Annotated in this window: 11 protein-coding genes; 8 read left to right on the top strand and 3 right to left on the bottom strand. The window is 67.0% G+C overall.

Annotation, left to right across the window (positions count from 1 at the left end):
* The 4 genes from polA to AC1DKV_RS15375 all read left to right on the top strand — a co-directional run.
* A partial coding sequence (polA, locus tag AC1DKV_RS15390) for a DNA polymerase I (RefSeq protein WP_477137629.1) occupies positions 1–1818 on the top strand: 1818 nt, incomplete at its 5' end.
* Between the two features lie 227 nt (positions 1819–2045).
* Positions 2046–3371, top strand: coding sequence for an NAD(P)/FAD-dependent oxidoreductase (locus tag AC1DKV_RS15385; protein WP_441613135.1), 1326 nt, complete (start codon positions 2046–2048; stop codon positions 3369–3371).
* 93 nt (positions 3372–3464) lie between these two features.
* The gene (locus AC1DKV_RS15380) at positions 3465–4337 is read left to right on the top strand and encodes a dienelactone hydrolase family protein (protein ID WP_441613134.1); all 873 of its coding nucleotides are present in this window, start codon (positions 3465–3467) and stop codon (positions 4335–4337) included.
* A gap of 130 nt (positions 4338–4467) precedes the next feature.
* Positions 4468–5301 (top strand): ZIP family metal transporter, encoded by an 834-nt coding sequence (locus tag AC1DKV_RS15375; RefSeq protein ID WP_441613322.1) that lies wholly within the window; start codon positions 4468–4470, stop codon positions 5299–5301.
* A gap of 4 nt (positions 5302–5305) precedes the next feature.
* On the opposite strand, the gene AC1DKV_RS15370 is transcribed toward AC1DKV_RS15375, so the two are convergent.
* The 3 genes from AC1DKV_RS15370 to AC1DKV_RS15360 form a co-directional block, all read right to left on the bottom strand.
* Positions 5306–6163, bottom strand: coding sequence for a sulfurtransferase (locus AC1DKV_RS15370; protein ID WP_441613133.1), 858 nt, complete (start codon positions 6161–6163; stop codon positions 5306–5308).
* A 68-nt stretch (positions 6164–6231) separates the two neighbouring features.
* Positions 6232–7152, bottom strand: coding sequence for a DMT family transporter (locus tag AC1DKV_RS15365; RefSeq protein WP_441613132.1), 921 nt, complete (start codon positions 7150–7152; stop codon positions 6232–6234).
* 241 nt (positions 7153–7393) lie between these two features.
* The gene (locus AC1DKV_RS15360; RefSeq protein ID WP_441643183.1) at positions 7394–8497 is read right to left on the bottom strand and encodes an aromatic ring-hydroxylating oxygenase subunit alpha; all 1104 of its coding nucleotides are present in this window, start codon (positions 8495–8497) and stop codon (positions 7394–7396) included.
* 353 nt (positions 8498–8850) lie between these two features.
* On the opposite strand from AC1DKV_RS15360, the gene AC1DKV_RS15355 reads away from it, so the two are divergent.
* From AC1DKV_RS15355 to folE2, 4 genes are all read left to right on the top strand, one after another.
* A complete protein-coding gene (locus AC1DKV_RS15355; RefSeq protein WP_441613130.1) occupies positions 8851–9150 on the top strand; it encodes an exodeoxyribonuclease VII small subunit in 300 nt (99 codons plus the stop codon).
* On the top strand, positions 9147–10067 hold the full coding sequence (locus AC1DKV_RS15350; RefSeq protein ID WP_441613129.1) for a polyprenyl synthetase family protein: 921 nt from the start codon (positions 9147–9149) through the stop codon (positions 10065–10067). Before AC1DKV_RS15355 ends, AC1DKV_RS15350 begins: the two co-directional genes overlap by 4 nt.
* A gap of 57 nt (positions 10068–10124) precedes the next feature.
* Positions 10125–12035 (top strand): 1-deoxy-D-xylulose-5-phosphate synthase, encoded by a 1911-nt coding sequence (dxs, locus tag AC1DKV_RS15345; RefSeq protein WP_441613128.1) that lies wholly within the window; start codon positions 10125–10127, stop codon positions 12033–12035.
* Positions 12036–12285: 250 nt separating this feature from the next.
* Positions 12286–13089, top strand: coding sequence for a GTP cyclohydrolase FolE2 (gene folE2, locus AC1DKV_RS15340; protein WP_441613127.1), 804 nt, complete (start codon positions 12286–12288; stop codon positions 13087–13089).
* Positions 13090–13130 lie beyond the last annotated feature (41 nt).

The raw sequence follows: 13130 nt of genomic DNA, 5'->3' as shown, positions 1-13130 counted from the left end.
ATCCGCTACGAGGCCATCACCACGCAAGCCGCGCTGGAGGCCTTCATGCGCCGCGTGGAAACCGCGCCGCTGGTGGCCATCGATACCGAGACCACTTCACTTGATCCGATGCAGGCACAGCTGGTCGGCATCTCGATGTCGATCGAGCCGGGCGAGGCCGTCTATATCCCCGTGGCCCACGTCGGTCCCGACGTGGCCGGCCTGGAAGCGCGCGGGCAGCTGGCGCGCGAGTTCGTGCTCGAACGCATGCGCAAGTGGCTGGAGGACCCCGCGCGCGCCAAGCTCGGCCAGCACCTGAAGTACGACGTGCACGTGTTCGCCAACCACGGCATCGCGCTGCGCGGCGTCGCGCACGACACCATGCTGCAAAGCTACGTGCTGGCATCGCACCGCAACCACGGCATGGACAGCCTGGCCGAGCGCGTGCTCGGCCTCAAGACCATCACCTACGAAGAAGTGTGCGGCAAGGGCGCGAGCCAGATCTGCTTCGACCAGATCGATATCGCGCGCGCCACCGAGTACGCTGCCGAGGATGCCGACGTCACGCTGCGCCTGCACGGCAATATGTACCCGCAGGTGGAAGCCTTGCGCGGGCTGCACTACGTCTACGAGCAGATCGAGATGCCGGTCTCGGTGGTGCTGCAGAAGATCGAGCGCAACGGCGTGCTGATCGATGCGGAGCGCCTGGGCGCGCAGAGCGCGCAACTCGGCCAGCGCATGCTGGAGCTGGAAAAGGCCGCTTACGAGGCCGCCGGCCAGCCGTTCAACCTCGGCTCGCCCAAGCAGATCGGCGAGATCCTGTTCGGCCAGATGAAGCTGCCGGTGGTCAAGAAGACCGCCAGCGGCGCGCCGTCCACCGACGAAGAGGTATTGCAGAAGCTGGCCGAGGACTACCCGCTGCCCAAGCTGCTGCTGGACTACCGCGGCCTGGCCAAGCTCAAGTCGACCTACACCGACAAGCTGCCGAAGATGGTCAACGCGTCCACGGGCCGCGTGCACACCAGCTACGGGCAGGCCACCGCGGTGACGGGCCGGCTCGCGTCAACCGAGCCGAACCTGCAGAACATTCCCGTGCGCACGGAGGAAGGACGGCGCATCCGCGAGGCCTTCATCGCCGGCCCCGGCAACGTGATCGTCTCCGCCGACTACTCGCAGATCGAACTGCGCATCATGGCCCATATCTCGGGCGACGAGAACTTGTTGCGCGCCTTCGCCGAAGGCGCCGACGTGCACCGCGCCACCGCGGCGGAGATCTTCGGCGTGGAACAGGCCGCCGTCAACAGCGAGCAGCGCCGCTACGCCAAGGTCATCAACTTCGGCCTGATCTACGGCATGAGCGCGTTCGGCCTGGCCAGCAACCTCGGCATCGAGCGCGAGGCCGCCAAGCATTACATCGACCGCTACTTCATGCGCTATCCGGGCGTGGCGCGCTATATGGAGGAGACACGCCAGACCGCGCGCGAACAGGGCTTCGTCGAGACCGTGTTCGGCCGCCGCCTGTGGCTGCCCGACATCAACGGCGGCAACGGCCCGCGCCGCCAGGGCGCCGAGCGCGCGGCCATCAACGCGCCGATGCAGGGCACCGCGGCCGACCTGATCAAGCTGTCGATGATCGCCGTGCAGGGCTGGCTGGAGCGCGACGGGCTCGGTACGCGCCAGGTCATGCAGGTGCACGACGAACTGGTGCTGGAAGTGCCCGAGGCCGAACTGGAGCTGGTCAAGGTCAAGCTGCCGGAACTGATGTGCGGCGTGACGGAGCTGCGCGTGCCGCTGGTGGCCGAGGTGGGCAGCGGCAGCAACTGGGAGGAAGCGCACTAAGCGCTGCGCCTGCTCCCGCCTCTGCGCTTTTCCCAACACATGGGCTGCGCGCCGGCATTGCCGGCGCGGTGGTATTCCTGCATTCTGGTTTCGATTGAAGCGACCGCTGAATCGGTGAATGGCGTCTTGCCAGTCGTGCTGCTGTGCAGCAAACTGGCGAAAAGCCATGCCGGCCGACGCGCGTCTGGCCCTGCGGCTATAAGCATTTCGACGACACTGGGTAGATCATGAGCACAGAGAGGGCGCATCGCATCATCGTAGTGGGAGGAGGCGCAGGCGGGCTGGAACTGGTGACGCGGCTGGGCGACAAGCTCGGCAAGAGCGGGGCAGCGCAGGTGGTGCTGGTGGACCGCTCGCCGACGCACATCTGGAAACCGCTGCTGCATGAAGTCGCGGCCGGCAGCATGGATCCCAACACCCACCAGCTCGAATACGTGGCGCAGGCGCGCTGGCACGACTTCGAGTTCCAGCAGGGCGAGCTAACCGGGGTCGACCGGTCGCGCAAGACCATCTCGGTGGCCGCCTGCGTCGATCTCGATGGCATGGAGCTGCTGCCCGCGCGCGAATTGCCCTATGACACCCTGGTGCTGGCGATCGGTTGCGTCACGCATTTCTTCGGCGTGCCGGGCGCCGCCGACAACGCCATCGCCCTCGATACCGTGGCCCAGGCCGAGCGCTTCCGCCGCCGGCTGATCGCGGCCTGCGTGCGCGCGCAGAACGCGCGCGGACGCGTCGGCGAGGACGGGCGGCCACGCGTGGACGTGGCCATCATCGGGGCCGGCGCAACCGGCGTCGAGCTCTCCGCGGAGCTGCGCAATACCGCGCACGTGCTCAGCGCCTACGGCCTGCACCAACTCGATCCGCGCCGCGACGTGCGCATCCACGTGATCGAGGCCGGCCCGCGCATCCTGCCTGCGCTGTCCGAGCGCGTCTCCAGCGAAACCACCAAATTGCTGCACAAGCTGGGCATCGATGTCTTCACCGCCGAGCGCGTCACCGAGGTCACCGCGAATGCGGTGCTGACCGCCAGCGGCAAGCGCATCGACGCCGACCTGACGGTGTGGGCCGCCGGCATCACTGCGCCGCCGGTGCTGGCCAGTCTCGGCCTGCCGGTCAGCCGGATGGGGCAGATCGTGGTCAAGCCCACGCTGCAAAGCGAGGGGGATCCCGATATCTTCGCCTTCGGCGACTGCGCCAGCTGCCCGTGGCCGGAGAAGCAGACGGCCGTGCCGCCGCGCGCCCAGGCCGCGCACCAGCAGGCCACCTTCCTCTTCGGCGCGCTGCGCGCACGCATCGAGGGCAAGCCGCTGCCCGCGTTCCAGTTCAAGGACCTGGGCTCGCTGGTGTCGCTCGGGCACTTCAGCGCGGTCGGCAGCCTGATGGGCGGGCTGATCGGCGGCTCGATGTTCATCGAGGGCCTGATGGCGCGGGTGATGTACAGCTCGCTGTACCGCATGCATGTGCTGGCGCTGCACGGCGCCGTGCGCATGGGGCTGGACACCGTCACCCACTGGCTGCGCAGCAAGACCAGCCCGCGCGTCAAGCTCCACTGACGGGGGGCGACAGCCCTCTTGCCCCGCCGCGTGCGTTTCACGCCATGTTTGCTTAGAATCGGTCTCCCGCCCACTCTCCAAGCAGGAGACCGCATGCTGAAGCCAGAAGTGGAAAGCCTTGTACCCGGCCAGTCCTTCGACCGCCGGACGTTCGTCAAGACGGCACTGGGTTCGGCGTTTGCCGCGGCCGCCCTGCCGGTGATGGCGCAGGCCATCAAGACCGACTTCGCCGGGCTGACCGCCGGCGAGGTCACCATCGCCTCGGGCGGCTTCCAGATGCCTGCCTACCGCGCCCAGCCGGAGGGCAAGACCAACCTGCCGGTGGTGCTGGTGGTCAGCGAGATCTTCGGCGTGCACGAGCATATCGCCGACATCTGCCGGCGCTTCGCCAAGCTGGGCTACCTCGCCATCGCGCCCGAGCTGTTTGCGCGCCAGGGAGATCCGGCCAGTTTCGGCACCATCCAGGAACTGCAGGCCAAGCTGGTCTCCAAGGTGCCCGACGAGCAGGCCGTGGGCGATCTCGATGCAGCCGTGGCCTGGGCCGCCGCCAATGGCGGCAATACCAGCCGCCTGGCCATCACCGGCTTCTGCTGGGGCGGGCGCATCACCTGGCTGTATGCCGCGCACAGCAAGCAACTGAAGGCCGCCGTGGCCTGGTATGGCCAGCTGGTAGGCGAGCCGAACCCGCTCAAGCCGAAGAACCCGTCCGACCTGGCAGCCGAACTCGAGGTGCCCGTGCTGGGCTTGTACGGCGGCAAGGATACCGGCATCACGCAGGAACACGTGGCCAGGATGAAGGCGGCCCTGGCGGCGACGGACAATCCCAACGCCCGTGCGTCGGTCTTCGTGGTCTATCCGGATGCCGGGCATGCCTTCAATGCCGACTACCGGCCAAGCTACCGCGAGGCCGATGCCAGGGACGGCTGGCAACACTGCCTGACCTGGTTCAAGCAGCGCGGCGTCTAGGCGCCGCGCGGGGCGCCGTACGACGCATTTGCAAAGTCGGCGCCAATCTACGTACAATGCGGGCTTCGTTTCTTGCAACACTGTTGCGTTTGAGATCGATGCGGCTCCCCAGGGGGCGCATAGCCGATCCCTGGAGCCCATCATCGATTCCACCCTTGTCTACATCCTGCTAGCTGCCACGATTTCGGGGGTGGGCAGTATCTTCGGGGCGGCCCTGCTGTCGCTGACGGTGGCCTCGCGCGTGGTGGAGCGCATGGTGAGCTTCTCGGTCGGGGTGCTGCTGGCTACCGCCTTGCTGCATTCCCTGCCCGAGGCGTTCGAGTCGGGGGCCGATCCGCGTGCCCTGTTCGGCACGCTGCTGGCCGGCTTGCTGGGCTTCTTCCTGCTGGAGAAGATCGCGCTGCTGCGCCACTCGCACCATCACGAGGGCGACGGGCACCACCATCACCACGGCCATGACCGCGAGGAAGCCGGGCGCAGCGGCCTGACCATCCTGGTCGGCGATACCTTCCACAACTTCGCCGACGGCATCGTGATCGCCGCGGCCTTCCTGGCCGACCCGCATATCGGCCTGGTCACCGCGCTGGCCATCGCCGCCCATGAAATCCCGCAGGAAGTGGGCGATTTCATCGTGCTGCTCAATGCCGGCTTTTCCAAGGCGCGCGCCTTCGCGTTCAACTTGCTGTCCAGCCTGGCGGCCATCGCCGGCGGCCTGGTGGGCTACTACCTGCTGGACCAGATGAGCGGCTGGATTCCCTACGTGCTGGTGATCGCGTCAAGCAGCTTCGTCTACATCGCGGTGAGCGACCTGATGCCGCAGATGCAGCGCAAGCCGCGCTGGCGCGAATCGATCATCCAGGTGGTGCTGGTGGCAACCGGCATCTGCGCCATCGTCTTCATCACCAACGGCGTGCACGAGGGGCATGGCCACCGCCACGCCGGCGCGGTGGCGTCGGTCCGTTAAGGAACTACGCGCCGCTCGCCACCGGCCTGGCCGGATCGGCGCACCATTCGCTCCAGGAGCCCGGGTACAGGGCGGCGCCGCGCAGGCCCGCCACTTCCAGCGCCAGCAGGTTGTGGCAGGCGGTCACGCCGGAGCCGCACTGCATGACGGCCTCGCTGGCCGGCCTGGCGCCGAGCACCTGCGTGAATTCCTGCCGCAGCGCGGCGGCGGACTTGAAGCTGCCGTCGGCCAGCAGGTTGTCCTTGAAGAACCGGTTGGCCGCGCCGGGAATATGTCCGCCGACCGGATCCAGGGTCTCGTTCTCGCCGCGGAAGCGGTCGGGCGCGCGGGCGTCCACCACCAGCCGGCCCCGCTCGTCGATATTGGCAAGCACCAGGTTCGCGTCCACCGTTGCCGCCAGCGATGCCTTGCCGGTGAGCGTGCCCGCCGTCGCGGGCTCGGGCGTGCTGCCCGCTTCCAGCGGCAGGCCGGCTGCCACCCACGCGTTCTTGCCGCCGTCCAGCACCGCCACCGCCTCATGTCCCAGCCAGCGCAGCAGCCACCACAGGCGCGCCGCATACATGCCGCCCTGGGCGTCGTAGGCAATCACCTGGCTGTCTTCGTTGACGCCGAGCACGCGCAGGCGCGCGGTCAGCGCGTTGGGGTCGGGCAGGGGATGGCGGCCGTTGCTGCCGGTCTTCTCGCCGGACAGTTCATTGTCCAGGTGCAGGTAGAAGGCGCCCGGCAGGTGGCCGGCATGGTAGGACTCGCGGCCGGCGGCCGGGTTTGCCAGGTCGAAGCTGCAGTCGATCACGACGCTGTGGCGGCCGCTGTCTTCGCGCAGCGCGCGCAGGTCCTGGCTGGAAATCAGGGTGGTGAACATGGAATAGCCTCTGGTTGTGAAAGCACTCTGGCGCGACGCGGGACGGGCACGGCGCGCCACGTTGGATGCTACACCTCGGGGTGGACTTCGGCCTCCGCCGACTTGACCGGGGTATTGCGCGTGGGCTGCTGGTTGGAACCCTCCCGCGCGCGCGTCAGGGTGGTGACGATGCCGCTGGCGATAATGAGGGCCATGCCCAGCCACGACAGCCAGTTGAGCTTGTCGCTCCAGACCAGCATGCCCCACAGGCTGGAAAACACGATGCCGGCGTATTGCAGGTTGGCGGTAAGCAGCGTGTTGCCGCGCTTGTAGGCGCGCGTCATGGCGGTCTGGCCCAGGGTGGCGAGCACGCCGATCCCCAGCAGCAGGCCCGCGCCGTGCCAGCTATGCGCGCTGTGGCCGCTGAACAGCATCCAGGCCAGCCCGACCACCATGCCCACCGCGGAGAAATAGAACACGATGCGGCCCTCGGGCTCGCCCAGCTGACCGAGCTGGCGCACTTCCACATAGGCCAGCGCGGTGAAGATGCCGGAGATCAGGCCGATCAGGCCGCCGGTGAGCTGATCGTGGCCCACCGACGGTTGCAGCAGGCACAGCACGCCGGCGAAGGACATCAGGATGGCGCCGATCAGCTTGCGGTCGGCGCCGCCGGTGCCGGTCAGCGCGGCGCCGGCGCCCAGGATCAGGGCGATCCATACCGGCGACATGTAGTTCAGCGTCATCGCCGTGGCCAGCGGCAGCAGCGTGATCGAGGTGAACCACAGCAGCAGCGCGGTCACGCCGAACAGGCTGCGCTTGATATGCATGACCATGTGCGGCGTGCGTACCGAGACGCCCGACGATGACAGCACCACCCACATGATGATCACGCTCACCAGGCTGCGGTAGAACACGATCTCGCCCGTGGTGTACAGCTCGGACGCCAGCTTGACGCCCACCCCCATCAAGGAAAAGGCGAAGGCGGCGAACAGCATCCAGAGCGATTGCATGGCGGGGGCGAAAAGGAGGAATGAACAGCGCGCGGACCCGGCCCCCGGCGAGAACAGGAGGCCGCGCCCGCGAAAGGCTTCGCGCAGGCGAAGGGCCGGCGCGCGCCGGCGAGGCGTCGGGCGCACACCGGATGGGCGATTGTATCAGTGCGAGTGCACCGCAACAAAGGCAAAACGGACCGCCGGGGCGGTCCGTTTCATCGGTTTTGGGGCTTTTGCCACGGTGGCGGCCGCCAGGCGATCAGTCCTGGAAGGACATGGCGCGGCGATACCATTCATGGAAGTGCTGCATGCCGTCTTCCATGGGGGACTGGTACGGGCCGGTTTCGCTGACCCCGCGCCTGAGCAAAGCCTTGCGGCCCGCATCCATGCGCTCGGCGATCTCGTCGTCTTCCACGCACGTTTCCATGTAGGCCGCGCGCTCGGCCTCGACGAATTCGCGCTCGAACAGCACGATTTCCTCGGGGTAGTAGAACTCCACCACATTGCGCGTCTTGTTCGGTCCGAGCGGATGCAGCGTCGAAACCACCAGCACATGCGGGTACCACTCCACCATGATGTTGGGGTAGTAGGTCAGCCAGATCGCGCCGTACTTCGGCAACACGCCGTTGTTGAAGCGCAGCACCGCCTCGTGCCATTTCTGGTACGTCGGGCTGCCCGGGCGCTTGAGCCCGGCGTGCAGTCCCACCGTCTGGACGCTGTGCCAGTCGCCGAACTCCCAGCTCAGGTCGTCGCAGGAAACGAAGCTGCCCAGGCCCGGGTGGAACGGCACGACGTGATAGTCCTCCAGATAGACCTCGATGAAGGTCTTCCAGTTGTAGTCGCACTCGTGGATCTCGACGTGGTCGAGCATGTAGCCGTCGAAGTCCAGGTCTTCGGCCACGCCCAGGCGGGCGAGGTCGGCGCGCACGTCGCGCTGGCCTTCGAACAGCAGCCCGTTCCAGTTCTGCAGCGGCGAGCGGTTCAGGTGCACGCACGGCTGCTTGTCGAAATGCGGCGCGCCGAGCAGTTCGCCCTTCAGGTCGTAGGTCCAGCGATGCAGCGGGCAGACGATGTTCGGCGTATTGCCGCGGCCGTTGAGCATGATGGCCTGCCGGTGGCGGCAGACATTGGACAGGAGCTCGATTCCATCCGGGTTGCGGACCAGGATGCGGCCCTCTTCCTCGGCGGCGAGCGCCTGGTAGTCGCCTGCTTCGGGGACCATCAGTTCATGGCCGACGTAGCCGGGGCCCTTCTTGAACAGCAGTTCCAGTTCTTGTTGATGCAGCGCCTCGTCGAAGTAGACGTTGACGGGCAGTTGCGAATCAGCCGGCACCAGTTTCAGCGCGGTGCTGAGATTGGACATTATCCCCACTCCCTATGACAGGCGAAAGCAGTGAACAACCCAACCATCGAAAGAAATCGATTTGGGAAAGACAGTCAGTCGCGCCCAGGCCTGCTTCCCGGCCGTGGAGTTGAGATCGCGCTGACGAACCGCGGATTGTACCCGAGCCAAAATGTTAAGGGACTGATTATTTTGCCTTTTTAGCGAAAAAGTCGACCCGGGTCGTCATGGGGGTGCGGTTGCGGGCGCATTCGGAAAGACGACCCAAGCGCACAAGTCACTTTCCGGCAACGCCATGCACACACGCATGCATGGATGGGGCCAATCTCGCGCTTTGGCGTAAAATCCCAGCTTCCCCAGATTCAATGTCCGCAATGCCCAAGACTACGAGCTCCCCGGCCCAGGCCGATCCGGCCTCGGCCGACCAGCGGTCCGCCACCGCGACGCCCGCATCCTATGAGGCCGCCATGGCCGAACTGGAGGCACTGGTGGCCAGCATGGAAGGCGGGGCACTGCCGCTGGAAGATTCGTTGGCGGCGTACAAGCGCGGCGCGGAGCTGGTGAGGTATTGCCAGCAGACGCTCGAGCGCGTGGAACAGCAGGTCAAGGTGCTGGAGGGCGATGTACTGAAGTCCGCCCCGGCCGAGGCCACGATGGCGGGAGAGCAGGAATGAGCGAATCCAGGCAGAATCTCGACGCCGGCGATTTCGCCGGCTGGATGCGCGCCCGGGGCGCCAGGACCGAAACGGCGCTCGAGGCCGAGCTGCCCGCCGTCGATACCGTGCCCGGCAAGCTGCATGACGCGATGCGGTATGCTGTGCTCGGCGGCGGCAAGCGAGTACGGCCGTTGCTGGTGCACGCTGCCGGCGAAGTGGCTGGTGCCACACCCGAGGCCTGCGATGCCGCGGCCTGCGCGGTGGAGATGATCCACGCGTATTCGCTGGTGCATGACGACATGCCTTGCATGGACGACGACGACCTGCGTCGCGGGCGTCCCACCGTGCACAAGGCCTATGATGAGGCGACGGCGCTGCTGGTAGGCGACGCGCTGCAGACCCAGGCGTTCATGGTCCTGGCCGAATCGGCTTCGCTGGCCTCGCTCGATGCTGCCGCGCGCATGCGCCTGGTGGCGGAACTGGCCCGGGCCTCCGGCTCGGTCGGCATGGCGGGCGGGCAGGCAATCGACCTGCAGCACGTCGGCCTGGCCATGTCGCTGGATGAACTCGAAGCGATGCACCGCATGAAGACCGGTGCCCTGTTGCGCGCCAGCGTGCGCATGGGCGCCTATTGCGGCAAGGTGGACGAAGCCGGCCTGGCCGCGCTCGACCGTTATGCCGCGGCTGTTGGGCTGGCGTTCCAGGTGGTGGACGATATCCTCGACGTGACTGCGGATACCGCCACGCTGGGCAAGACCGCCGGCAAGGATGCCGCCAACGACAAGCCGACCTATGTCTCGCTGATGGGCCTCGAGCCCGCCCGCGAGCTGGCAGCGAAATTGCGCGCCTCGGCGCACGAGGCGCTGGCGGTGTTCGGCGCGCGCGCCAAACGCCTGGGCGAACTGGCCGATCTGATCGTGCTGCGCTCGAATTGAACTGATAAGCAGAAAACCGATAACCGGGCACAAGAATCCGGCCGCCGAACGGACATTATGACCTACGCACTGCTCAAAACCATAGAAGACCCCGCCGCCCTCCGCAGGCTGGACCGGCGCCAGCTCCAGACGCTGGCCGATGAACTCCGCGCCTACGTGCTCGAATCCGTGTCGCAGACCGGCGGCCACCTGTCGTCCAATCTCGGCACGGTCGAGCTGACCATCGCCCTGCACTATGTGTTCGACACCCCCGAGGACCGCGTGGTATGGGACGTCGGCCACCAAAGCTACCCGCACAAGATCCTGACCGGACGGCGCGACCGCATGCATTCGCTGCGCCAGTGGGGTGGCATCTCGGGCTTCCCGCGCCGCTCGGAAAGCGAATACGACACCTTCGGCACCGCCCATTCCTCGACCTCGATCTCGGCCGCGCTCGGCATGGCGCTGGGCGCGCGCACGCAGGGCGAGAAGCGCGTAGCGATCGCCGTGATCGGCGACGGCGCGATGACCGCGGGCATGGCCTTCGAAGCCATGAACAATGCGGGCGTCTACAAGGACCTGCCGCTGCTGGTGGTGCTCAACGACAACGACATGTCGATCTCGCCCCCGGTCGGCATGCTCAACCGCCACCTCGCGCGCCTGATGAGCGGCCAGTTCTATGCCTCGACCAAGAAGCATATCGAACGCGTGCTGTCGGTGGCGCCGCCGGTGCTGGAATTCGCCAAGCGCTTCGAGGAACACGCCAAGGGCATGATGGTGCCGGCGACGATGTTCGAAGAGTTCGGCTTCAACTACATCGGCCCGATCGACGGCCATGACCTCGAGTCGCTGGTGCCGACGCTGCAGAACATCCGCCAGCGCGCCCTCGAAGGGGGCGGCCCGCAGTTCCTGCACGTGGTCACCAAGAAGGGCCAGGGCTACAAGCTGGCCGAGGCCGACCCGATCCTGTACCACGGCCCGGGCAAGTTCAATCCGGCCGAAGGCATCCGCCCGTCGGCCAAGCCGGCGCGCAAGACCTACACCCAGGTGTTCGGCGACTGGCTGTGCGACATGGCCGCGGCCGATTCGCGCCTGGTGGCGGTGACGCCGGCCATGCGCGAAGGCTCGGGCATGGTCGAGTTCGAGAAGCGCTTCCCGGACCGCTACTACGACGTGGGCATCGCCGAGCAGCACGCGGTGACGTTCGCCGGCGGCCTGGCCTGCGAGGGCCTGCACCCCGTGGTGGCGATCTATTCGACGTTCCTGCAGCGCGGCTACGACCAGCTGATCCACGACGTGGCGCTGCAGAACCTGCCGGTGGTGTTCGCGCTGGACCGCGCGGGCCTGGTCGGCGCCGACGGCGCCACCCACGCGGGTGCCTACGATATCGCCTTCCTGCGCTGCATCCCCAACATGATGGTGATGACGCCGGCCGACGAGAACGAATGCCGCCAGCTGCTGACCACCGCGTTCCAGCAGGATTGTCCGACCGCCGTGCGCTATCCGCGCGGCGCGGGCGCCGGCGTGGCGACCGAGGCGGCACTGACCGCACTGCCGGTGGGCAAGGGCGAGATGCGCCGCACTGGCGGCGCGCGCGCCGGCCAGCGCGTGGCCATCCTGGCCTTCGGCTCGATGCTGCATCCTGCGCTGGGCGCGGCCGAGGCGCTCGACGCTTCGGTGGCCAACATGCGCTTCGTCAAGCCGCTCGATGAAGAGCTGGTGAAGAAGCTGGCGCGCGAGCACGACTATCTCGTCACCGTCGAAGAAGGCTGCGTGATGGGCGGTGCGGGCAGCGCGGTGCTCGAAGCGCTGGCCGCTGCCGGTGTCGCGGTGCCGGTGCTGCAGCTCGGCCTGCCCGACCGCTTCGTCGACCACGGCGACCCCGCCTTCCTGCTCTCGCAGTGCGGGCTGGACGCTGCCGGCATCGAGCACTCGGTGCGCGAACGCTTCAACCTGGCCGCGGCGACGGTCGCCACGCGCGCGGCCTGATCCTGCCCCGCATGCCCGCTGCCGGCGGGCGTGCGCTTGCCGCGCGCTGATCCCCCTGCGCATCCCCGCGCTCCGTGTGCGGGTATCGTCTCCGCCCGGGCAGCCCCGGGCGATTTCACTTAGAATCCCACGTTCTGTGTTCGCAGCTGCGGGAGGCATGGGTTGCCGTCGCCCGCGGTTTCACACTCGTTGCGCGGCAGTGTTGTCTGCGAAAAATGCCGCGACCGTAGAGGAAACCTAGGAATCCGGTATGAATGACATCAATCCCGCCTTCGTGATGCCCGACGTGCAGTCGAGCCTCGACACCCGCCAGATCCCCATCCAGCGGGTCGGCGTGAAAGGCGTGCGTTATCCCCTGTCGCTGAAGACGCCGGCTGGCGTGCAGGCCACCGTTGGCACCTTCAATCTCGACGTGCACCTGCCCGCCGACCAGAAGGGCACGCATATGTCGCGCTTCGTGGCCTTGCTCGAGGAAGAGCGCGAGCCGCTCGAACCGGCCACCTTCCGCAGGCTGCTCGACAAGATGCTGCTCAAGCTCGAGGCCGAGGCCGGCCGCATCGAAGTCACCTTCCCGTATTTCATCAACAAGGTCGCGCCGGTATCGGGCGTGCAATCGCTGATGGACTATGAGGTCACCCTGGTCGGCGAAGTGCGCAACGGCGCCGCCAAGGTATCGCTGAAGGCATTGGTGCCGGTCACCAGCCTGTGCCCGTGCTCCAAGAAGATCTCGCAGTACGGTGCGCACAACCAGCGTTCGCACATCACCATGAATGTCGAGCTGGCGGGCGACCTGCCGGTCGAGGCGCTGGTGCGCATGGCCGAGGAAGAAGCCTCGTGCGAGCTGTGGGGCCTGCTCAAGCGCCCGGACGAGAAGTTCGTCACCGAGCGCGCCTATGAAAATCCGAAGTTCGTCGAGGACCTAGTGCGCGACATCGCCATGCGCCTCAATGCGGACGAGCGCATCGTGGCGTACGTGCTCGAGGCGGAGAATTTCGAATCCATCCACAATCACAGCGCCTACGCCGTGATCGAGCGGGACAAGCGGGTCGCCTGATCGTCTGCATGCTGCCGGCGGGCGCAGGCAGCATGCGGTCC

Source organism: Cupriavidus sp. 05T41 (assembly GCF_056396525.1).
The sequence above is the reverse complement of the archived record's forward strand: the minus strand, read 5'-3'. Positions and strand labels throughout refer to the sequence as shown.

Bases quoted from the DNA above. Each gene is read 5' to 3' on its own strand.
- AC1DKV_RS15380 (WP_441613134.1), top strand. From the start codon at position 3,465: ATGCTGAAGCCAGAAGTGGAAAGCCTTGTACCCGGCCAGTCCTTCGAC.
- AC1DKV_RS15365 (WP_441613132.1), bottom strand. From the start codon at position 7,152: ATGCAATCGCTCTGGATGCTGTTCGCCGCCTTCGCCTTTTCCTTGATG.
- AC1DKV_RS15385 (WP_441613135.1), top strand. From the start codon at position 2,046: ATGAGCACAGAGAGGGCGCATCGCATCATCGTAGTGGGAGGAGGCGCA.
- AC1DKV_RS15360 (WP_441643183.1), bottom strand. From the start codon at position 8,497: ATGTCCAATCTCAGCACCGCGCTGAAACTGGTGCCGGCTGATTCGCAA.
- folE2 (WP_441613127.1), top strand. From the start codon at position 12,286: ATGAATGACATCAATCCCGCCTTCGTGATGCCCGACGTGCAGTCGAGC.
- dxs (WP_441613128.1), top strand. From the start codon at position 10,125: ATGACCTACGCACTGCTCAAAACCATAGAAGACCCCGCCGCCCTCCGC.
- AC1DKV_RS15355 (WP_441613130.1), top strand. From the start codon at position 8,851: ATGCCCAAGACTACGAGCTCCCCGGCCCAGGCCGATCCGGCCTCGGCC.
- AC1DKV_RS15350 (WP_441613129.1), top strand. From the start codon at position 9,147: ATGAGCGAATCCAGGCAGAATCTCGACGCCGGCGATTTCGCCGGCTGG.
- AC1DKV_RS15370 (WP_441613133.1), bottom strand. From the start codon at position 6,163: ATGTTCACCACCCTGATTTCCAGCCAGGACCTGCGCGCGCTGCGCGAA.